Source organism: Paenibacillus sp. PvR098 (assembly GCF_017833255.1).
GTDB lineage: Bacteria > Bacillota > Bacilli > Paenibacillales > NBRC-103111 > Paenibacillus_G.
Window position 1 is genome coordinate 3312650 of record NZ_JAFIBU010000001.1, and the last position, 23195, is coordinate 3335844.

The window sequence follows — 23195 nt, forward strand, 5'->3', positions numbered from 1 at the left end:
CGCTATAAATTCGAAATTTGCCACGAATACTATTTTATTGGTGGAACCAACGACAATAAACAAAGAGAAATACGCGGAGGGGGATCATGATGAACAAAATTATCGTCCGCGGCGGCAAGAAGCTATCTGGCAGAGTCAAGTTGCACGGCGCCAAGAATGCTGTTCTGCCGATTATCGCAGCCTCTATATTAGGATCTGAAGGAGAAAGCGTGATTCTCGAAGCGCCTCCCTTGGACGACGTCCTTGTCATCAACAAAGTCCTTGAAAGCTTAGGTATTGAAGTCGAGTATTCAAATGAAACGATTCGCGTCAATGCAGGCCTTATTAACACATGTGAAGCATCCTACGAGCTGGTACGCAAAATGAGGGCTTCTTTCCTCATCATGGGACCTTTATTGACCCGAATGGGTCAGGCTCGAATATCGCTTCCCGGGGGCTGCGCGATTGGAACCAGGCCGATTGATCAGCATCTGAAGGGCTTTGAAGCTATGGGAGCCGAAATCGAGCTGGGTCAAGGCTTTATTGAAGCTCGAGTGAGCGGCAGGCTCAAGGGTGCGAAGGTGTATTTGGATGTAGCAAGCGTAGGTGCCACGGAAAATATCATGATGGCGGCAACGCTTGCCAGCGGCACGACTTTGATTGAAAATGCCGCCAAGGAACCGGAAATTGTGGACTTGGCCAACTATTTGAACGCCATGGGCGCGAAGATTCGTGGCGCTGGGACAGGCGTCATTCGCATCGATGGGGTGGATCAGCTGAAAGGCGCCGTGCATACCGTCATTCCAGACCGGATTGAAGCGGGTACATATATGATTGCCGCAGCGATAACGAAGAGTGACCTGTATATTGAAGGAGCGATCGGAGACCATCTGCGGCCTGTCATTTCAAAAATGCAGGAGATGGGCGTGCAAATTACGGAGGACGAGAACGGCATTCGGGTGTACACAGACCGACCGCTCCGTGCGGTAGACGTTAAGACATTGCCATACCCTGGTTTTCCCACCGACATGCAGTCTCAGATGATGGCACTGCTGCTAACGGCTGACGGCACTAGCTTGGTGACCGAAACGGTGTTTGAGAACCGATTTATGCATGTAGAACAAATGGCGCGAATGAATGCGCAGATTAAGGTAGAAGGACGCACGGCTGTCATCAGCGGCGGGATCGGGCTTCAAGGTGCGAAGGTATGCGCAACGGATCTCCGCGCAGGAGCCGCGTTAATCTTGACTGCTTTAGCGGCGGAGGGAGATACGGAAATTACCGGCCTTCACCATATTGATCGGGGTTATGTCCATATCACCGAGAAGCTGAGCCGTCTCGGGGCGGATATCAAGCGGCTTCCGATCGAGATCGTGGAAACGGAAGCCCTGGAGGAATCGATGCCTCTTTTCGCCGTACAACCAAGCATGGCCTAATGAATATAAGAGAACCGACTCTTCCAGAGATGAAGAGAGTCGGTTCTCTTTCTTTTGTTCTATTCTATCTTTTGAACTCATAAGATAATGTTACCTGCAGCGGCAGCTAGCGAGATTCTGAAGACGAGGACAGAAAGATGGAGGAACGGCAAGATGAAGTACAAGCTCAATCGGACTCAGAAATCATGGATTCGCTGGCTCGCCATATGGCTGGCCAGCTTCACAGCGGTCGTTGTGCTCATACCGCTACTGCTCGTTCGAACATTGCCAGGCAGCGATCCCGTGCCGGATACCATAGCCGATAATGAGGGCTTCGACGTCTCCCGTCAGGGGGAATCTCCCTGGATTCCCGTTTACTTAGTGAAGGAGAAGAGAACGGAGCTTGTGAGCCTGGAGCAATATGTACGGGGCGTAGTTGCCGCCGAAATGCCCTTGGAATTCGAAATCGAAGCCCTCAAAGCTCAGGCCATGGCCGCCCGCACCTATATCCTGCGGCGGCTTCTGGACGGTGACCAGAGCAACGTCCCGGTCCCGGAGGCTGTGGTCACGGATACCATTGCACACCAGGCTTATGTGACGGATCAAGAGCTAAAGCAGCGGTGGAGTGGGGATGTGTATATCTCTCATATGGAAAAGCTGAATCGCGCGGTGAACGAAACGAAGGATATGATTTTAACGTATCAAGGACAACCGATAGAAGCGAGCTTTTTCTCTACCAGCAACGGCTATACAGAAAATTCAGAAGACTATTGGAATACAGCTATTCCTTATTTGCGAAGCGTAGCCAGTCCGTGGGATGCCCAGCTGTCTCCCAAGTATAAAGAAACGGTCACCTTGACAGGACGAGAACTGCAGCAAAAGTTGGGACTTGCCAAGGCGATCCCTGCTTCGTCCAGTGGACGGGACTCTATGAGGGTCATCGAACGCAGCGCTGGAAACCGTATTAAGAAGCTTTCTATCCATGGGAAGCTGTTTACAGGCCGGGAGGTTAGAGAGAAGCTTGGACTGAATTCAAGCCAATTTCAATGGATCTATAAGAACGGCAAATGGGAGTTTACCACTTTCGGTTACGGTCACGGTGTCGGGATGAGCCAGTGGGGAGCCAACGGTATGGCCAAGGAAGCACGGAAAGCGGAAGAAATTGTGAAGTATTATTATACAGGCATAGAGCTTGGGAAAGCATCGAATCTATTGAAAGACAAAACTTTCTAAAAAATAGGTTTTCCTGCGTATAAATCTCGTGAACCTGGTAAGAATGGTTAGCGAGGTGATATACATATGAGTGAACAAAAAAGAGATTTGCCAAAACAAGAAGAGGCTCCTAAATCTATCGAAGGAGCGAAAAACAGCTCAACTTCATCCTGGAAAAGATTGCTCGCCAAAAAGTGGGTATTTCCGGCAATGTACATGGCAGCAGCGGCAATCATTTTAACGGTAATGTGGGTGTACCAGGGAGCAGGGACCATGACGTCTGACAAAGTCAGCGTCGATGCCTCTCAGACCGGTACCGTCACGGACAGCGTTACAGGTGAGGACGCCGTAGCCACCAATGCCAACCAGGAAACGATGCAATGGCCGTTTAAAGACAAGAACGAGCTGGACGTCGTCCTCCCGTTCTTTGACAACAAGGCTACGAACGAAGTTAGACAAGCGGCCATGGTAGAGTACGGCGATACGTTCACGCCGCACATTGGAATGGACTTCGCAAGACCGGACAACCAAACGTTTGATGTCATGGCTGTGATGAGCGGCAAGGTTACCGCTTTGCAGAAGGATCCGATTGTAGGCCACCTGGTTGAGATTACGCATAGCACCGGTCTTGTTTCGGTCTATCAAAGCTTGGCTGAAGTGAATGTAGCCAAAGACGCCGAGGTGAAGAAGGGCGATGTAATCGCTAAAGCGGGACGCAACGAACTTGAGAAAGAGCAGGGCGTGCACCTTCATTTCGAACTGCGTCAAGGCCAAGGCGGTCCAGCGGTTAATCCGGAGAGCTATATTCCGGAACAGTAAGAGTTCGCGCACGCGCGTTAGGCAGGAGGGAAATCCATCTCTCCTGTCTTTTTTGCGATTCCCTAGTGTTTGTCCGTTTGAAAAAAAGAGCTTGTCCTTGAAAATAAATGTGCCATGCGGGCTTGTCAGGCTTGTGAAACAAAGAATATAAGTGCACACCCCTCATATAATGTACCAAACTAACTCGAGTAGGGAGGCGAGGGGAGTGCACGATTACATCAAAGAGCGAACCATTAAGATCGGCCGCTGCCTGGTGGAAACCAAGCATACGGTTCGCACCATTGCAAAAGAGTTTGGCGTTTCCAAGAGTACGGTGCACAAGGACTTAACGGAGCGCTTGCCGGAAATCAATCCGGAGCTGGCCAATCAGGTGAAGCATATATTGGAATACCACAAATCAATTCGTCACCTGCGTGGTGGAGAAGCGACCAAGATTAAGTACCGCAAAACCCGCAGCCCGAAGGCGCAAGAGAAGCTGGTCACCGTAAAATGATGTGATGTACCCGACTGCTGCCAGAAATTCATCACAGCCAAGGCAATAGGGGTATGCAGACGCTTTCCCGGCCGTACCGTGAGCGGCACGAAACAGCGGATGGCGGCCAGCTTCGTCCCATCCGGTGCCCTTGTCTACTGACGGTACGATCCCGCTCCCGAACCAGCGAGAAGTAATGCGGTATTTGTCGAAAAATCAAGGCACAAAAAGAGGAATTTTGAAATTCATGGCGAACTTACCTAAGTAACGTATATTATAGGAGTGCCGCTTCTTATATGAGATGGACGGTTGGCTAGGGAGGATTATTTGGATGTTAAGCAAGGATATCGGCATAGATCTCGGGACTGCGAACGTCCTGATTCATGTGAAAGGGCGGGGCGTAGTCCTGGATGAGCCGTCCGTCGTTGCTATCGAAAGTGAGTCGAAACGGGTACTGGCTGTCGGTGAAGAAGCCCGCCGAATGGTGGGGAGGACTCCCGGCAATATCATTGCCATTCGCCCGCTTAGGGACGGCGTGATCGCCGACTTTGATGTTACGGAAATGATGTTGAAATATTTTATCACTAAAGTTGGGGGCAGGAAGTGGTACAGTCATCCTCGCATCCTGATCTGCGCTCCGACCAACATTACGTCCGTGGAGCAAAAGGCTATCCGGGAAGCTGCGGAACGAAGCGGAGCACGTGAAGTGTTTTTGGAAGAAGAGCCTAAAGCTGCAGCTATTGGAGCCGGTATGGATATTTTCCAGCCGAGCGGAAACATGGTGGTGGATATCGGCGGAGGGACGACGGATGTAGCCGTTTTGTCAATGGGTGACGTCGTCACCTCCTCTTCAATTAAAATTGCAGGGGACAAGTTCGACTCCTCCATCATGAAGTATATCAAGAGCAAATATAAGCTTTTAATCGGCGAACGGACAAGTGAGGACATCAAGACTCGCATTGGAACGGTACATCCCGACGGAATGCGGGAGACCATGGATATCCGCGGCAGAGATATGGTGAGCGGATTGCCGCAGACGATCACGATCAACTCGCAAGAAATTCAAGAAGCGCTTTGGGAGCCGGTGTCTTCCATTGTTGCGGCGGCCAAGAGCGTGTTGGAACGGACGCCTCCGGAACTCTCGGCGGATATCATTGACCGCGGGGTCATTTTAACGGGCGGCGGTGCAATGCTGCACGGAATCGATCAATTGCTGGCGGACGAGCTCAAGGTGCCGGTCTTGATTGCTGAAGATCCTATGCATTGTGTGGTCAAAGGCACCGGCATTATGCTGGACAACCTGGATAAAGTGTCGAAACGCAAGTTTTAATGGTTTATAAAGTATAGGAGGCAAGGGATCCATGTTAAGAGGCTTGTACACCGCCGCATCCGGCATGATTGCTCAGCAGCGCAAACACGATATTGTTACCAATAACATTGCCAATATCAATACGCCGGGCTTTAAGGGGGGCAACGGAATCAACCGTTCGTTTCCTGAAATACTGATCTCACGGGTGCGAAACGGGAAGGACGAGCCCGGTTCGGTTTCCGTAGGACGACTGAATACCGGCGTTCTGGCAGAGGAGAATGTCTCTCTGCACGCACAAGGCGACCTTCAAGAAACGAACAATCCCTTTGACTTTGCTTTAGTATCGAATATCCAGGTGCCTGGCGCCGTCTTTGACAGCTCTGGGAAATATGTGGACGAGAACGGTCAGCGTGTGATTCAGCCCCAGGCGTTTTTTACTATATTAAATACTGCGGGCGAGGAACGCTATTCATTGAACGGCAAGTTTTCTCTGGATGTGACCGGCCAAATGATCGATTCTGAGGGACATCAAGTGCTGGGGCGGGATGGACAACCTATCGTCCTTGTAGAACCAGGAACAGGTACTCCGATTACAAATTTCCGCATTATGCGCTCTGGACAGTTCACGAATGCGGACGGGCAGCCGCTGCTCGGTGCAAACGGACAGCCGATGAGTCTGATGATTACTCGAGTGGAAGACCCCAATCAGCTGATTCGTGAAGGGAATGGCCTGTACCGTTTAAATCCCGAGGCGCAAGGAGCCTTTCGTCCGATTAATGCGGAAGATCAGGTGGAAGTGCGCCAAGGCTACATCGAGCGTTCCAACGTGGATACGGGTCAATCCATGGTCGATATGATGGCCGCTTTGAGAGCATATGAAGCGAATCAGAAGATGATTCAATTTTACGATAGAAGCATGGAAAAGGCCGCTAACGAAGTCGGCCGAGTGTAGGAGGTAACACATGAACAACTCCATGATTAAATCGTCGGTATCAATGCATGCGCTGCAGCAGAAGCTGGATTTGATCGCCAATAATATCGCCAACGTTAACACAACCGGCTATAAACGGCGTGAAGCGTCCTTCCAGGATGTGCTCACCAGCGTACAGCAGCAGCCGACAGGCTTCCAGAGAGAAGGACGACTTACCCCGCTTGGATACAATCAAGGATGGGGCGCGAAGCTTGTGGAGTCGCAGCTGAACTTGGCGCAGGGTTCTCTGAAGGCTACGGACAGTCCACTCGATACGGCAATCGAAGGCAACGGCTTGTTCGAGATTTCCGCTATTGTCTTGGATGCAGAGAATAATCCGGTGCAGTCCACAAGATGGACTCGCACTGGTGCATTCGAGCTCTCTCCTTCAGCTGACCCGCTGGACCCGGACGGCATGTTCCTAATTACGAAGGACGGACATTATGTCGTTGGGGCCGATAATAATCCGATACGCATACCGAACAATCATCGAATCCTTATCGGGACGGACGGCACCATCATGGCTTATAACGATGCCGAACCAGGGGCGGTACCCATCGAAGCAGGACAAATCAAAATGGTGCGGGTCGTTCGTCCTCAGTTGCTTCAGCAGTTGGGAGATAATCTTTACGGCATGCCGGCTAACGTAACGCCGGCTCAGCAAGAGGAGATACTGCAAATCGTTACCGCTGCGAATAATGCGGTTGACCCGATAACGGTCCGACAAGGCTTTCTGGAGCAATCCAACGTCAATTTATCTGATGAAATGACAGAGCTGATGACGGTACAGAGAGCGTATCAATTGAATTCGCGAGCAGTCAGTTCGTCCGATCAAATGTTGAACCTGGCTAACAGTTTGCGCGGCTAGCGGCAATACGCAAAGTGAGGTTGGTAAGTTGAACACACCCCAAAAAGAGGCGCCGGCAGAATCGAAAAAGCGAAAAAAAATGATTCGTCGGATCATCAAGTGGACTTGGATCCCTCTTACATGCGCGGCAGCGCTTTTTATAGGGCTTACGATCGGATATGTATATATTGGTAAGCAGAGCTTCCGTGAAGTGCTGGATATAAGTACGTGGCGCCACATGTTCGATTTAATATTTTTTGACTCCTAAACTCCCTAAGAGGGAGTTTTATTTTTTTTCTCATAACGGTATAATGTATGGATGGGAATGGATATAGAGAGAAAACGTAGAGCGACCAGTGCTGCTGGCCTGACCAATCTGGAGGGGGAACACTAGTTGTTGTGGAACTTGCCCAATATACTAACGTTGTGCCGGTTTTTACTGATCCCGGTTTACTTGATTGTGTTTGGGGCTGGTAACATGAAGTTAGCCTTCTTTGTTCTTCTGCTTGCCGGGCTGACCGACGTGCTGGACGGCTATATCGCGCGCAAAAGCAAGCTTGTTACGCCGCTGGGCAGTATGCTCGACCCACTCGCAGACAAATCGATGATGATCGCCGTCATTTTGTCGCTGGTATTTTCCCAGATGATCTCATGGCAGGCTGCTGCGGCGATGTTTTTGAGAGATGCGGGGATGATCATAGGCTCGGTAGTCTTCCATTTTCGAGGTAAAAAGACGGTTCCTGCCAATGCTCTGGGCAAGCTGACCACGGTACTGTATTATGTGGCCATTCTGATGATCGTTTTTCAGCTCCCATACGCCCATGCGTACTTATGGTTTGTTATTATCGTTTCTTTGATTACCTCCTTGATGTATATCATCCAGTTTTATTTACTGAACAAACGAAGTCTGAATGCCGATTGACTTGTTAAAAAGAGCTTATGTCAAGGCCTGCCGTTCGCGGCAATCCTGCACATAAGCTCCCCTATATCAACCTTCATTACTGCAGATCATGAAGGGACATAGTTATTTTGCGTTAAAAGATTCGAACTTATACCATGTGAAGGGAGCATCCGCTTTGTTAGATGCCGTACAAATTCAAGAGATCATTCCCCACCGATACCCGTTCTTGCTGGTAGACCGAATATTGGAAGTGGAGGCCGGCGTTAGAGCAACCGGTATCAAAAACGTAACGATGAACGAACCCTTTTTCCCGGGACACTTTCCAGGTTACCCCGTGATGCCGGGAGTGCTGATTGTGGAGGCATTGGCCCAGGTTGGCTCCGTAGCGATGCTGATGGTGGAAGCCAATCGCGGAAAGCTTGGTTTTTTTGCAGGGATTGATAACTTCCGGTTTCGCGGACAGGTGATACCTGGCGATACGTTGACCTTGGAAGTCGTCATTACCCGCTTGAAAGGAAGCATTGGTAAAGGACAGGCAACAGCCAAAGTCGGGGATAAAGTGGTGGCCGAAGGAGAATTGATGTTTGCTCTGAAGGATAGAGAATAGTACCGATCATATTTCACACTAATACATAAACCCATGGTGGAGGAGACGGAATGATGAATTCTCAAACGCGAGTGCAGGAGCAATATGAGCTTTGGTTAAACGACGAGGCTATCGACGCAGCGACGAAAGAAGAGCTTCTCTCGATTTCGAGTGACCCGAAGGAAGTGGAGGATCGGTTTTACCGCGACCTGGAATTCGGTACCGGAGGGCTTCGGGGCGTTATCGGAGCGGGAACGAACCGGATGAACGCTTATACGGTGGCCCGGGCGACGCAAGGGCTAGCTCAGTTTCTGTTGAAATCAGGCAAGGAAGCTCCGTCTGCTGTCATTGCCTACGATTCACGGAATCAATCTCCCGAATTCGCACTCGAAACCGCTAAGGTACTAGCAGGTAACGGAATTAAGGCTTATCTATTTGAGTCGCTTCGTACTACACCGGAGCTCTCTTTTGCCGTACGTTATTTGAACGCCGATGCGGGAGTCGTCATTACGGCCAGTCATAATCCACCTGAATACAACGGATATAAAGTATATGGGAACGACGGAGGGCAGCTTGTTCCGGACCAGGCGGAGCAGGTGATTGCGGAAGTTCGAAGCGTAGCGTCGTTTGCCGATGTCCGAAGAAGCTCGCGAGCGGATGCAGAGAGAGCCGGACTGCTGGAATGGATCGGAGAAGTGGTGGACGAAGAGTATATTCGAGCCGTTACAGCAGTTAGCCTTAACTCAGAGCTGGTAAGCCAAATGAGTGATGATTTCCGCATCATCTATACACCGCTGCACGGTGCGGGAAACCTGTCCGTACGTGCAGCCCTTGGAGCCATTGGCTTTGAACAAGTCCATGTGGTGGCCGAACAGGAGAAGCCGGACGCGAATTTCTCGACGGTAAAATCGCCGAACCCGGAGGAACGGGAAGCTTTCACGCTAGCTATTGCCGAAGGAAAGAAGATTGACGCCGACATTCTGATCGGTACGGACCCGGATTGTGACCGAATGGGTGCAGTGGTTAAGGACGCGAGCGGAGAATACTTCGTTCTTAGCGGCAACCAATCGGGTGCAATTATGGTTGATTACCTGCTCGGCAGCTTGCAGGAGCGGGGAGAGCTGCATGCGGATGGCGTGGTCATCAAAACAATCGTCACGAGCGAGATGGGTGCGGTCATTGCGCAGCATTACGGAGTCAAGGTACTCAATACACTGACCGGGTTTAAATATATCGGTGAGAAAATGACGCAGTTTGAACATAACGGAGAGGCGAAATTCTTGTTTGGCTACGAAGAAAGCTACGGTTATTTGGCCGGTACCTATGCTCGCGACAAGGATGCTGTCATCGCCTCCATGCTGATATGCGAAGCTGCAGCCTATTACAAAAGCAAAGGCAAGACGCTGTATGATGTGCTTCAAGAACTGTATAAACGGCATGGTTACTTCATGGAAAAGCTGGAATCGCGCACGCTCAAAGGCAAGGATGGCGTTGAGAAGATTCAAGGCATCATGGAAGATTGGCGGAAACAGCCGCCTGTAGAGCTGAACAGACTGCGCGTGACCAAGGTGGAGGATTTCTCGCTAGGCTTGTACGGGCTGCCTGTAGAGAACGTGCTCAAGTATACTTTGGAGGACGATTCGTGGTTCTGCCTTCGGCCGTCTGGCACGGAGCCTAAAATCAAAGTTTACTTCGCCGTCCGAGGCAGCTCTGCGCAGGCTGCCTCCGATGCGATCGATATGCTTGTTCAAACCGTCATGTCCCGTGTGGACCATAACTAACCTTGGGAGCTGACAGCATTGAAAGAAAGCTACACGAAGTGGAATCAATTGGCGCTTAAAGGACTGTGGTGGCTGGTCATTCTCGGGATGCTGGCCTCCATTCCCATAGCTTATGAACGTCATCAAACGGAGCAGCAGTCCGGGCGCAAGGTCGAGTTTGCCATGGATTATCGCGACTTGCTCGAAATTTCCGATACCCAGACGGACCCGCGTAAATTCGTGAGTGAACAGCTTCTCAAGCTGAAGCAGCATGGCGTGGGAAGTATGGCTGTATACGAGTCGACATTGAATGAGCTGAGGCTCAGCCGGCGTATCGAGGTGTTCTCGTCTCGCGATGCAACCGCACTAATGCAAGCTCCGTTCTCCCCAGGTGAGAACTTCACGTATATTTTGTTCACGGAGACGGATTCGCAGCGTCGGCTTCAGCCGCTCATTGAGCGAACATTCCATGATTTGGGTGTAAGGACCAAGCCTTGGAGCTTCAAGAATCAGCCTGGTATGGTCATTGAGATGGCCATGGATGAGGCGATGCTCAAAACGATGGACCCTGATCCCATTACGCTTCAGATGCTGAAGGACGAGGGTTTTTCAATCGTCGTTCGCATGTCGAACCGTCGGCCGTTCAACACGAACCAGATGGACGCTCTGCTTGCGGAGTTGCGGAAATCCGGCGTCAAGCGGTTTATTGTGGATGGGGAGACCGTACCGGGGTTCATCAGCGAGAAAGACACGACGAATTTAGACAAGATGGGCGAGCTGATGCGTAAGCACCGGATAGGGCTTGCAGTCATCGAGCTGCAGAAAACGCAGCAACAAGGCTTTGCCGGCTTGGCTAAACGAATTCAACACAATGTGGTAAGGCTCCATTCTTATACGGAGAACGACGCTCAGAAGCTGACGGAGAACTTGTCTGAAGAAGAGTTGAAGGGACGCATACAGGGCGTATCAGATCGCTTCGTTCTCGCTGTTAAAGACCGCAACATTCGGATGGTGTTCTTGAATGCCCGCGCGGTCAAAAACATGGATAAAGGCCAAATTCTGCACCCGCTGGATTCCATTTATGCCGCTCTGGACGGGCCAGACGGCGCTATTCCGCGTATCGAAGCTGCGGGTTATACCATAGGCCAGGCGGAAAGCTTCCAATACGTATACTCCGGATGGCAGAATGCGGCGAAGGTTCTGGTGTGGGCAGGGGCTGTCGCATTGATTGCGCTCACGGTCGCTTATTTCGTGCCTGAGCTTGCACTAGCGCTCTTCCTGCTCGGGATGGCAGGCTCTGCAGGACTGCTCGTGCTTAGCAGCAGCCTGTTCGCGCAAGCTTTGGCGCTGGGCGCTAGTACCTGTGCTCCGACACTGGCGATGATGATGGCCATACGGGCATGCCGGGAAAAATGGTCTCGACCGGAAGGCTCGAGAATTGGATTTGCCCTGCTGCTGCTGCTCCGAACCACGTTAGTTTCGGCCATTGGTATCTTCTTTATCGTCAGCTTGCTGAATCAGATTACTTATATGCTGGTACTGCAGCAATTCCGCGGAGTCAGCGTACTTCACTTGGCTCCAATCGCATTGGTGGGCGTCTATTGGCTGCTATTTAGCGAGAAAATGACTTACAAGGAACGGGTCCTTCGCGGCCGCGGCATCCTATCTTCAAACATCAGTGTGCTTTGGGTTATTGCAGCTGCTGTCATTGCAGCCGCAGGCTTCTATTATTTATCCCGCACGGGGAATGAGGGGCAAGCTTCTGCGTTGGAACGGTATTTCCGGTCCTTCTTGGAGAACACGCTGGGTGTTCGTCCGCGAACCAAGGAATTTTTGATTTCTCACCCCTTGTTCTTGCTGGGGGCTTACCTCAGCTTTAAATACCGGAGTGCGCTGCTGTTCATTCTGGCCGGCGTGATCGGACAAGCTTCGGTCGTCGATACGTTTGCTCATCTGCATACGCCGCTTTTGATTTCGTCGATTCGCGTCGTATACGGGTTGGCTTTTGGGACACTAATCGGTATTGGTTTGATTGCATTATGGGAAATTGTATCTAGGAGTTGGCGGCGATGGGTACCTCGGTTAGACGCATAGCGATTTCAGGTTATTACGGGTTTAACAACAGCGGCGACGAGGCGGTACTTCAATCGATTCTGCTGGCTTTAGAGGAACAAGGAGAACGACAGGGCGTAACTTTTGTCCCTGTCGTTCTGTCCGTGAATCCGGAAGAAACGTCCCGGACTTATGGAGTGGAAGCCGTGCACCGGATGAAACCGAAAGAGGTGTGGCAGGCTTTACGCAGCGCAGACGGACTAATCAGCGGCGGCGGAAGCTTGCTGCAGGATGAGACGAGCCCGAAAACGATTCCTTATTATATCGCCATCATTCGCATGGCGCAGTGGCTGAGTATACCTGTATTTATTTATTCCCAAGGCATCGGCCCAGTGCATCGTCCGTTTTTCTTCAGATGGATTCGTTCGGCCTTTCAACGCAGTTCATTTATAACGGTTCGGGATGAGGAATCTAAGGCTTTACTGGGCAAGATGGGCATATCACCGTCGGATGTGGAAGTGGTGCCAGATCCCGTAATGGGGCTTCCCATGCGCGGACAACCCACACAAACGTCCGTACGCGAAACGAAACCTATTATTGGTGTTTCCGTTCGATTTTGGAATGAAGACCGTTCCGAGCTTCATGCGGTGGCGGACGCTCTTCAGACGGTGCTGGAGCAGACGAATGCCGTTGTTCGCTTCCTGCCATTCCATCTTCCTTCTGATGAAAAGGCGTCCTTGTATGTGATGGAGCGTATGGGGGGAATCTACAAAGAACGGCTTTCGCTAGCGCACAAGGTAACTCATCCCCAGGATATGCTTGCGGAAGTAGCATCCTGTCAGGTGCTTCTCGGCATGCGTTTGCACTCCTTAATCTATGCGGCCAGCCAGTTCGTCCCTATGATCGGACTCTCTTATGATCCCAAGATCGATCAGTTTTTGAACCGGCTCGACATGAAATCAGCCAGTAGCACTAGAAAGCCCCGTGCAGAGGAGCTTGCTCAAGAGACACTGCGCTTGCTTGCGGATAGGAGTTCTTGGAAGCGGGACAAAGGGCAGGCGATCGAACGATTGAAGATCGAAGCCGGGCGTCCGGCTGAGCGCATCGCATCATTTTTTGCTAAAGGACGGGGGATGCAGTGAGTTTTCCCAAAGTATCAATTTTCGGCGTGCCGATTTCAAAGATGAATATGAAAGACACGGTTGCTTATTTGAGTCAAGTGATCGATCAGCGTAAGCCTCATCAGATTATTACGGCTAACCCGATTATGGTCATGACTGCGCTCGAGCAGCCGGAATATATGCGTATGATGAAAGAATCGGAGCTTGTGGTCCCCGATGGAGCAGGCGTGGTGTGGGCTTCCGGCTATGTCGGTAATCCGGTAGCGGAACGTGTTGCAGGTTTTGATTTGATCCAAGAGTTAATGAAGGCGGGGGAACCGCATGGCTGGAAAGTATACCTTATCGGCTCGTCCCCCGAAGTTATAGAGGCGGCCGCAGCCCGATTGCTGGAGCTGTATCCGGGAATCAGGCTTGTCGGTTTCAGGGATGGATTTTTTGGTGAAAAAGAAGAAGCCGACGTCATTGAAGCGATTCGCGCCGCGGATCCGGATATTCTGCTGGTCGGACGGTCAGCGGACAAACAAGAGCCTTGGATAGCTAAGTACAAGGATAAGCTAGGTGTCCCCGTCATGATGGGGGTCGGCGGCAGCTTTGACGTCCTGTCGGGAAAATTAAAGCGCGCGCCAGGGTTATTTCAAAAGCTGAAACTTGAATGGTTTTACCGGTTACTGCAGGAGCCTTGGCGGTATAAAAGAATGCTTGTACTGCCGAAATTCGCTATGAAAGTCATCCGTGAAAAAGAAAATGTGCAGAAACCTTAACTAGAGCTGTGAAAACAACCTGAAAACTGCCCAAACAGCCCGAAAATGGCAGTGGTGTTTCCAAAGACATCAGAGTATAATTTGGAGTGTTTGGGGTTTTCATAGAAAAAGGGGCTGTGAACATACACATGAGTTTGTTATACGGAATCGGCTTTTTCGCTGCATTATTCATTGCTTTGCTTATGACACCGTTAGTGAAACGCTTTGCTTTCTGGGTCGGGGCTGTAGATGCGCCGAATCACCGCAAGGTACATAGCCGTATCATGCCGCGACTGGGTGGACTCGCCATATTTATTGCATTTATTGGAGCATATTTTGTTGTTTCTCCTGCTATCGATACGCTAAAGAATGATGTGGTATTCGGCTTGCTGGTCGGAGGTGCGATCGTTGTCTTGATTGGCGCGCTGGATGACCGCTTCGATTTATCTCCTAAGATTAAGCTGCTGGGTCAAGTTTTGGCCGCGAGCGTCGTCGTTTATTCAGGTGTCACCATTGAGCTCGTCAATGTACCTTTCGGGGACGGAACGATCTCGTTGTCATGGCTTTCCGTACCGCTGACGATTTTCTGGATCGTGGGCGTCACTAATGCCATCAACCTGATTGATGGGCTTGACGGTCTCTCCGCAGGTGTATCAGGTATTGCAACAACTACTATTTTGGTGCTCGCTTTAATGATGGGCAATACCACAGTAGTACTGCTGTGTGTGGTCCTGCTCGGCAGTATTGCAGGTTTCCTGTTCTACAACTTTCACCCGGCGAAAATTTTCATGGGCGATTCTGGCGCGCTGTTCCTCGGATTCTGCTTGGCTACATTGTCCGTGCTTGGTTTTAAACAAGCCACGGTGGTCTCCTTGCTTGTACCGATTATGATCCTGGGCGTTCCGCTGTCCGATACGTTCTTCGCCATTTTACGCCGTTGGGTCAACAACCTGCCCATCTCGGTTGCGGACAAAAGCCATCTGCACCACTGCTTGCTGCAGCTTGGTTTCAGCCATCGCACAACGGTGTTGATCATTTATGGGATAGCACTGCTTTTTGGATCTTCAGCCGTGCTGTTATCTTACATGTCAGAGCAGCAAACGCTGTGGGGAGCGGTCATTCTCGTTACGATACTGCTGTGCATTCTGGTACTCGGAGCTGAAGCGATCGGCATTATCAGCAAGACGAAGAAGCCGGTACTTAAATTTTTAAATAAAGTTCGAGTGAAGACGATGCGGCTGAGTGATCGTTCACGGATGTTTAAATAGCACACCATCGCTGCAAAACCCAGACCTGTTAGGTTTGGGTTTTTTGTTATGAAAAGAATCGGTAACCCTAAAGTTTTGGAAAGGTTTGACCGATAAAATAATAAACCTTGTTTTTTTATTCATATCTACATAAGGAGGACAATCAGCTTGAAACGCATGATACGCCAGTGGGTTAGCATCAGTTTAGCCATTGCTTTGTTGATTAGCTTGCTGCCGCCGACACCGGCTATGGCCGCAGCAACCATTACCATTACGAACATGTATACGAATCCGTCAGGTGGGGGCACGAATGCTCCGCAAGATCCGAACAGTGTAACCCGGGTAACGAGAAACCCTTTTGAGATTAAAGCCAGCATAACCAATATTAGTGCTTCTCAGATCAATACGCTGTTTTATGAAATTACGAATACGAGCACTGGCGAGAGATTAGAGGAAAAGAACAAGAAAGCGGTCATGACTTCCAGTAGTGAAATTACGTTCAGTAACGTGGAACTGACCGAAGGTTTGAATAAAATTGTAATCAAAATGGGTGATACGGGTTCTTTAGTGTCTGCACCCGGTTGGGTTTACTTCACCCCTGCAACGAATTTGTCAGAATTCGAAATCAATAATCAGCCATGGGATGAGTCCAAGTTCTATCCGGAGACGGTTACAGGCACCTCTACCGGATTGACTATTAAGGGATTTGCGCCTAATGCCAAAGAAGTAAAAGCTTATTTACCGGGTAATACAACCGCGAAGAATGCTTTCATCAGTAATGAGAATGACTTTTATTACCCTGCAGATATTAATACGCGAATTGCTTGCGATTCTACAAGCGAGATTTGCTTACAGCGGGGAGACAACCGGATTAAATTTGTTTCCTCCAACGACACGAATTCCTATCAAACAGAAAAGCTTCTCATTTATAATGACGGAAATCCGTTCGCTTACAATGTCAAAATGAGAGATGTTTCCGGTAACGCCAATTCCCCCGCTGCCCAAACATCGGACCGGTACTTGGTAGACCTACCGCAATTTGTAAAGCCTGTCGGCGGTATGAATCTGACATTCACTGCGCGAATCAAGATTGACCTGGTCCCGGCTGGAGCCGGTGCCCCGATGGCGAAGTATACAACTACCGATTTAGATATCAACGGAACCTCGCTTAACTTAAATTTGAATAATGATACGATTGCACCGGCAACGGACGTGCCAATTACCGGTACAATGACCTACAGCATCCTACCCGATATCGTAACGGATACTGTAAAGAATCAAAAGTTTTATACCATTGAAATTAAAGGCATACAAGACATTACGCCTGTAAGTCAAGATATTCAACAATTTTCATTTAAGTTTTCGGCAGCAGGGTTGCCGGACATTCGTTCCACTTATAAGTTCATTTATTATGATGACACAGCGCCTTACGTAGCCAAGATGACGCAGGTTGTCGGTAAAGACGGCGCAACGGGAAATGACATCGAAGTACAATTAGGAGATATGCCTGCCGTAAACGAAATTGCAGAGCTTCCGGCAAAGGTGAAGCTTTATGCCAACGGTAATACGACTGCTTTGGATTTAACGGTAGGATCCCAAACGTTCACTGCGGACTCAGGTTCTCCTGCAGCTGTTAACGGTCAACAGGTATTTACATATACCTTGGCGGGAATTTTGGACGGTACCCATACCCTTACGGCCATACCGAAGAACGGCGGGACAAACGGTCCGACGAAAACATACAACATTAGAGTAACCAACGCGCCATATATTATTGTTACCAATATTACGAATAACAAAACGATCGAAAAATTAGCGGATCTCACTTGTACTGTGAGCGGGACCCCTACAGTTGCTTGCCTGACGGGCAGAGTGGTGAACTTTAAGAAGAGCGCCAATGAAGCCACTGCTACAAACTACATTGAAGTTCATGTGAATGAAAAAGTGACTAGGATTCCATACGCCAATATTATCGATGCTACAGGAAATTTCACCTTTGATCTTCGGAATATTGCTACAGCTTACGGGATACCTGCGACTGATTTTGAGAAATTGATGGTGGAAGGAATAAATACGATTAAGTTCAGTATTTATGTGAACGGCTCCCGTGTGACGGAAGCCAGCTATTCGATCTTTAAGTTTTCCACCGAAGCTCCTTCGTTCACAGATATCGTTCCGGATAGCGTGAATGGTACAAGGTTATACACTTCGGCTCAGAACAAGGATTACTTCACAACAAGCGAGCGCGTAGTTTCCTTTAAAGGGACGTATTACAACAATCCGACCAAGGGTGGGCACAGTACCATCACTCTCAAGGTCATCGGTAAAGACGCACAAGGTAATAATTTTACGGAGTACCATACGATTGGCACGGGCACCGCGGGAACGGGGCAGGTTACGACCAAAACGGTAGCTGACCCAGGTCGGTTTTTCTTTACAACAGCTCCGTCCAATACAGGAGGGGCCAACAATACCAGCTTTTTATTCAATACCTACGATATCAAGCTTCCGGATAAAGGCGATATCGTATTCGAATTCTCTGTAACAAATGATTTGTCCCAAATTACGGCGTTCAAAACGATCACGATCAGCAGAACACCCGTACCTTACGTGATAAAGGCGCCACTGCTTTACAAGAATGAGAAAAATCAGGACCAAGCTAGCGTAAATAGCAACTTCTATCTTGTTGTCATTGAAGCCGAGAATGCCGATAGCGTAACGATCGGCAAAGATAATGCTTTGAAGAAAACGGAGCTCGACGGTTCTGTATATGTTGACAGATATTATTATGAGGTAAAAAATCTTAAGCCTGGAAGTAATCAGGTGAAATTCACTGTCAATCGTGGCAGCCAAAAATCGGACGGCGCATTTATTCTGTTTAATACGAACACACCGCTTGAGGGGGCCCAATATCTTACTGGCATGGGCAACAAGCTCTCCGCTTTTAACAAGGAAGTGGAGCTCCAATTTCCGAAAGATACCAAGCTCAAGCGCTTGCGGCCGAACAACAGAAATAACGAATTCATTACTGTGGAGCGAAACATTCTTTTCGGCATTGCGGATTCCAGCACCGGGCGTGTGGATAAATCCAACACAGCTTTTGTCGACGAATATGCCAGCTCCAGAATCACAAGAAAAGTCACGGAAAACACATTCCGGACGGCAAGCAAGCTTTACTATATTGATGCTGGCTTCATAGGTGACCAGTCTACACCTGAAGTGACGATTCCATATTTGGAAGACGGACTGAAAGGGAGAGGAATCGAGCCGTTCGATCTCAATGCGTCAACCGGATTCTTCAACCGAAACGCAGCTTCTACTTTTGTTCCCACTCAGCGGGGAGAAATAACACTGCAATTCGATCCCTCTATTCGAGATGATGCATGGAAATATATTACTGTCATGGCGCTTACGGTCGATGAAAACTTGAGCGGGGCTACCGACATATCGTGGAAAAACATCGGCGGAGTAGTCGATATGAAGAAAAACACTATCAAGGTGCCCTTCGATAAATTCGGTTACTATCAAGTGATGTATATGGATCGTGGATTTAACGATATGACAGATCATGCTTATGCGCGAAACGAGCTGGAGACGATGTACTCCAAGGGTCTGATGAACAGCAGAACGATTGCTACGTTCTCTCCATCCGAACCGATTACCCGCGGGGAGTTTACAGCCATGATAGTTCGTATTTTCGATATTCCACTGAATTACGAAGGTCCGAACACCTTTGGCGACGTGCCAAAAATCGAAACAACCAACCGTTTATATAATTACAAGCTGGTGGAAACAGCAGCCCGGGCTGGTATTGTTCGCGGATTATCGAACAATATTTTCAGTCCTGAATCAACGCTCACACGTCAAGACGCTGCTGTCATGATTGCTCGAGCCGCGGATTTGAAGATGAACTCGGACCTCCAGAAAGCGCAGGATAGCTTAAGCAAGACATTTACAGACGGGTATGATGTGAATATCTACGCAGCTTCTGCGGTAGAAGCCATCACGAAAGCCGGGTTTATTGAAGGCAGGGAAAATGTGCTTTTACCGGGACAAAGGAAAGGCACCGTGCGCTTTGACCCGACAATGAATATGACTCGTGCCGATACGGCCGTAATTGCCATGCGCGTGCTGAGCAGCCAGAAGAAAGTGCCTAGATAAGAGCGGTTAGAATTCAGAAGCAGACCCATAACCTTTGTTAAGGGTCTGCGACATCCTAAAACCGCCGCCGACCCTTTATTTTGGAAAATAGTTCGTAATGACGGACATATGATATAGTTGTATACTAAATTCTGTTGAGCTAGCGATACAACAAGTTGATATACGCTTTTGTGACACTGCTTATAAGAAAAAACATAAAAGTTTTTTCAAAAAGCGCAACTTTTTAAAACCCTTTGCGTTTAATACAATGAATCAAATGAAAGCAAGATAAAGAGTTGATCCTTTGGATAAATTTCTCAAAATTAACTCTTTACCTTGGTTGCATGTCGGTGTATAATGTTAAATGGCATGCGACTCTCTATTATCGTTTACTAGTTTCTGCAATTCATACATTGCAGACATAACTAATAAAAATCATTTCGCTCAACTCTAGGAAGGGGGTGAATCGGCTAATGAGGGAATCGAGCTATAATTTATCTAAAAAGAACTCTCGACAACCGAAAGATATTCAAGGAGGAGAAAAAAAGGTTATGAAGAAAAGTTTATCTGCTATTTTATCCCTGGCTATGGCATTCTCGATGTTTTCTTCCGTGGCAATGGGCGCAGAAGCTGCGAAAGATTCGTCCAGCTTCAGCGATTTGAAAGATTTGGATGCAGCTACTAAAGCTAAATTTGATGCATTGATTGCTGCTGGCGTATACGACGGCGTAAGCGAAGGTGTATTTGGTCTTAACGACAAAATGAACCGCGCTCAATTCGCTAAAGTTGCTGCCTTGATTTTCAATCTGGATGTTGACACTTCCCTGACAACTTCCACTTTCTCTGATGTAGAATCCAACGATCCGGCTAACGGATACGCGCTTCCTTACATCGAAGCTTTGAAAGCTGCAGGTTTGACTGACGGTTATGCACCTGGTCAATACAATCCAGCGGGTGAAGTTACGAAGCAAGAGCTTGCTACATTCTTGGTTCGCGGCGTTGGCTTGGAATCCCAAGTTGCTGGCACTCCTGGTGTAAGCGACAAAACAGTTTCTGACTGGGCTAAGAGCTATGTTGCTCTTGCAATTCAACAAGGTATCGTAACTAGCGGCGAAGACGGTTCGTTTGGCGGTACTTCCGCAGCTACTCGTTTGCAGTTGGTGCTTGCTTCCTACGAAGCTCAACGCGTTCATGGCGAGATCAACAAGCCTGCTAAAGCATCCGTAAGCGAAGCTAAAGCTATCGGTTACAACCGCGTTGAAGTATCCTTGAACCGCGATGTTGATACTGAGAAAGCTAGCTTGGCCTTGAAAAAAGGTACAGTTAACGTTCCAGTTACTGTTAAATTCGCAGAAGACAAAAAATCTGCAGTTCTGACATTGACGGATCAAAGACTTTCCGCTGGTACTTACACAGTTACTTTGGGTGGTATTGATGCAGCTGAGATCGACAAAGCATCCGCTGAGTTCACTGCTGAGAACGAGACGATCACTAAGATCGACTTCTTGAACTCCAATGACACAATTGCAAAGTCAAACAGAGCGATTGTTAAGCTGAAAGCTTCCAACCAATACGGTGAGAATGCATCCATCTCTGCTGGTGCTTACACTGTATACGCTGGTAACAACAATGGCGCATATGTAAAATTGACAAAGAATGATGCTGGTGAGTTGCTGTTGACTCTTGACATTAGCTCCAATGACTACCAATCCGGTATCGGCATTGTTCCAGTTAACATTTATCACAATGATACTCGTGTAACTGCTTCGAAAAACTTCAAAGTAGGTACAACACCGTTCATTACGAAAATGGAAATTGGCGAAATCAAGTACTCCAATGGAAAAGACTTCCTTGGCGGCACTGGTGAAACTGCTAAATTTGACCTGATCAACTACGACCAATACGGCAACGTGATTGCGTTCAATACTCACGCAACTGATGGTGACGTAGCAAACACAAGAGTAATCTTCAACGGATATGAGCCTGCTCTGCAGTATGTTGTAGGCGATGATAACAACGATGAAGTTACAGATGTAAGAATCTCCCTGAAAAACAACGTTGACAAAGAAGGTAACTATACTTTCACTGTTTACAACCAAGCAGGTACAGCAACTGGAACGGTAGCTCTTAAATCTGCGAAAGTTGCAACTAAAATTGAAATCGGCGATATGGACAACGTTGTTGCAGCTGGCGATAACGATGCCTACATCCCAATTATTGCTTATGATGCAAATGGCCAACAATTGAGCTTGGAAGATTTGACAAGCGATGAGAACTTGAGAAGAATCAAGATTACTTCTTCCGCTGACTTGTCCACTACACCTGCTAACTTGAAAGCGGCAATCCAACAAGCTGGTGAGCATAAAGGTAAGATTAAGCTTAATGTGCTCCCTACTAGTTCGAAATCCGTATTCTCTGTTACAGCACTTATTGCTGAACCAAATGTAAATAGCACAGCTACAAAAACTTATACAGTGTCTGATGCTCGTATTCCGGATCGTTTCGTAGTTAAGAAAGATTCCGCTAAGAAAATCATTGCTGGTACTGGCGCAGAAAGCAAATTCCAAATTCAAGTTTACGATCAATATGGTAAAGAGTTGAAAGAATTCAACCGCGTTGATCAAAACGGTAACGTTGTTACATCTGGCGGAAGCACTTATAAAGTTACAGTAACAACTAACACTTACGGTGGAGTTGCAGTTGTTCCTCACGCTGATTATACAAGTGCTGGATTGCCTGCATGGACCGGCACAGCCGACATTACAGGTACTGGAGTAGAACAATTCAACAAAGAGCATAAGTTTACATTTGCAACAGATGCAGCTGGTATTGATGATTCCGCAGAATTTACTGCTAAGATCTACAAAACAACTGGCTCCCAAACTGTTGATATTGCAACGGTTACTCGTAAAATCGAGACAATCAGCAACACTGCCGACCTGACTTACTCCGTAAGTCCGTTGAATTCCATCTTCAATGCAGGCGACAACGCTGCTGTTGTTGACAATGTTTACGGTACTGGTACAACTTTAAAATCGGAACAAAGAGATCCAGTAACCAGCAAGTTGGCAAAAGAACTGAAGATCACTGCTACTGATGCAGCTGGTGATTCCGTTGCATTGCCAAGAACAATTACTTCTGTACAGTCTTCCAACACTTCTGTTGCAACTGTAGGAATTGCTGGAGACAGAAAAGTATATGTTCTGGGTAACAAAACAGGCTCTGCTACAATCAACGTTGCCTTTGTTACTAACAAAGGAACTACAGTGAACAGAACGGTTAACGTAGATGTTAAGAGCGATCCTATCACTGTTGAAACAGTTACAGCTAAAAAGACAAGAACAATTACTGAATTGAGAGCGAACACCAACGCATTTACGTTGATGGAGCTTACAACAGTTAATAACTACGGTACTGAGATCAAGGAAGCAGACGCTCAGAAGTACAACCACCTTCTTGGTTTTGTATTCAGCGTATCTGGTGTAGTTGGTACAGGTAGTGTTACAGTTGATAGAAACGGCATCATTTCTGCTGACCCAGGAGTAACTGGCTTCGACTTGACAGCTACAGCTCCAAACGGTAAATCCGTAACAACTGCTATCTCTAACTAATTCAATCTTTAAGG

General features: G+C 48.4%; 17 protein-coding genes. All 17 read left to right on the forward strand.

From position 1 onward, the window contains the following. The first annotated feature begins 89 nt into the window (after positions 1-89). The 17 genes from murA to JOE45_RS16580 all read left to right on the forward strand — a co-directional run bounded on the left by murA (position 90) and on the right by JOE45_RS16580 (position 23181). On the forward strand, positions 90-1415 hold the full coding sequence (gene murA / locus JOE45_RS16500; RefSeq protein WP_210023617.1) for a UDP-N-acetylglucosamine 1-carboxyvinyltransferase: 1326 nt from the start codon (positions 90-92) through the stop codon (positions 1413-1415). Between the two features lie 153 nt (positions 1416-1568). Beyond that, positions 1569-2627, forward strand: a complete 1059-nt coding sequence (spoIID, locus tag JOE45_RS16505; protein ID WP_210023256.1) for a stage II sporulation protein D — start codon at positions 1569-1571, stop codon at positions 2625-2627. Positions 2628-2693: 66 nt separating this feature from the next. Then, positions 2694-3425: a M23 family metallopeptidase gene (locus JOE45_RS16510; RefSeq protein WP_210023255.1), complete on the forward strand. Its 732-nt coding sequence runs from the start codon at positions 2694-2696 to the stop codon at positions 3423-3425. Between the two features lie 205 nt (positions 3426-3630). Then, positions 3631-3918: a sporulation transcriptional regulator SpoIIID gene (spoIIID, locus tag JOE45_RS16515; protein WP_036682840.1), complete on the forward strand. Its 288-nt coding sequence runs from the start codon at positions 3631-3633 to the stop codon at positions 3916-3918. Between the two features lie 310 nt (positions 3919-4228). After that, on the forward strand, positions 4229-5227 hold the full coding sequence (mreB, locus tag JOE45_RS16520; protein WP_210023254.1) for a rod shape-determining protein: 999 nt from the start codon (positions 4229-4231) through the stop codon (positions 5225-5227). A 31-nt stretch (positions 5228-5258) separates the two neighbouring features. Next, positions 5259-6158: a flagellar hook-basal body protein gene (locus tag JOE45_RS16525; protein WP_210023253.1), complete on the forward strand. Its 900-nt coding sequence runs from the start codon at positions 5259-5261 to the stop codon at positions 6156-6158. 10 nt (positions 6159-6168) lie between these two features. Continuing rightward, positions 6169-7044 (forward strand): flagellar hook-basal body protein, encoded by an 876-nt coding sequence (locus JOE45_RS16530; RefSeq protein ID WP_210023252.1) that lies wholly within the window; start codon positions 6169-6171, stop codon positions 7042-7044. Positions 7045-7072: 28 nt separating this feature from the next. Continuing rightward, positions 7073-7291, forward strand: coding sequence for a DNA-directed RNA polymerase subunit beta (locus tag JOE45_RS16535; RefSeq protein ID WP_245247046.1), 219 nt, complete (start codon positions 7073-7075; stop codon positions 7289-7291). Between the two features lie 129 nt (positions 7292-7420). Next, a complete protein-coding gene (locus JOE45_RS16540; RefSeq protein WP_210023615.1) occupies positions 7421-7945 on the forward strand; it encodes a CDP-alcohol phosphatidyltransferase family protein in 525 nt (174 codons plus the stop codon). Between the two features lie 154 nt (positions 7946-8099). Continuing rightward, complete coding sequence (gene fabZ, locus JOE45_RS16545; protein ID WP_210023251.1) at positions 8100-8531, forward strand: 3-hydroxyacyl-ACP dehydratase FabZ; 432 nt, start codon at positions 8100-8102, stop codon at positions 8529-8531. Positions 8532-8584: 53 nt separating this feature from the next. Then, positions 8585-10291, forward strand: coding sequence for a phospho-sugar mutase (locus JOE45_RS16550; protein ID WP_210023614.1), 1707 nt, complete (start codon positions 8585-8587; stop codon positions 10289-10291). Positions 10292-10309: 18 nt separating this feature from the next. Continuing rightward, the gene (locus JOE45_RS16555) at positions 10310-12364 is read left to right on the forward strand and encodes a DUF5693 family protein (RefSeq protein ID WP_210023250.1); all 2055 of its coding nucleotides are present in this window, start codon (positions 10310-10312) and stop codon (positions 12362-12364) included. Then, entirely contained in the window at positions 12340-13464 is a 1125-nt protein-coding gene (csaB, locus tag JOE45_RS16560) for a polysaccharide pyruvyl transferase CsaB (protein WP_210023249.1), read from the forward strand. Before JOE45_RS16555 ends, csaB begins: the two co-directional genes overlap by 25 nt. A 41-nt stretch (positions 13465-13505) precedes the next feature. Continuing rightward, positions 13506-14204 (forward strand): WecB/TagA/CpsF family glycosyltransferase, encoded by a 699-nt coding sequence (locus JOE45_RS16565; protein WP_210023613.1) that lies wholly within the window; start codon positions 13506-13508, stop codon positions 14202-14204. A gap of 128 nt (positions 14205-14332) precedes the next feature. Further along, positions 14333-15451: a glycosyltransferase family 4 protein gene (locus JOE45_RS16570; RefSeq protein ID WP_210023248.1), complete on the forward strand. Its 1119-nt coding sequence runs from the start codon at positions 14333-14335 to the stop codon at positions 15449-15451. 156 nt (positions 15452-15607) lie between these two features. Next, positions 15608-19591 carry an S-layer homology domain-containing protein gene (locus JOE45_RS16575; protein WP_245247354.1) on the forward strand — a complete coding sequence of 1328 codons (3984 nt, stop codon included), beginning with the start codon at positions 15608-15610 and terminating at the stop codon, positions 19589-19591. Between the two features lie 452 nt (positions 19592-20043). After that, a complete protein-coding gene (locus JOE45_RS16580) occupies positions 20044-23181 on the forward strand; it encodes an S-layer homology domain-containing protein (RefSeq protein WP_245247047.1) in 3138 nt (1045 codons plus the stop codon). Positions 23182-23195: the final 14 nt, after the last annotated feature.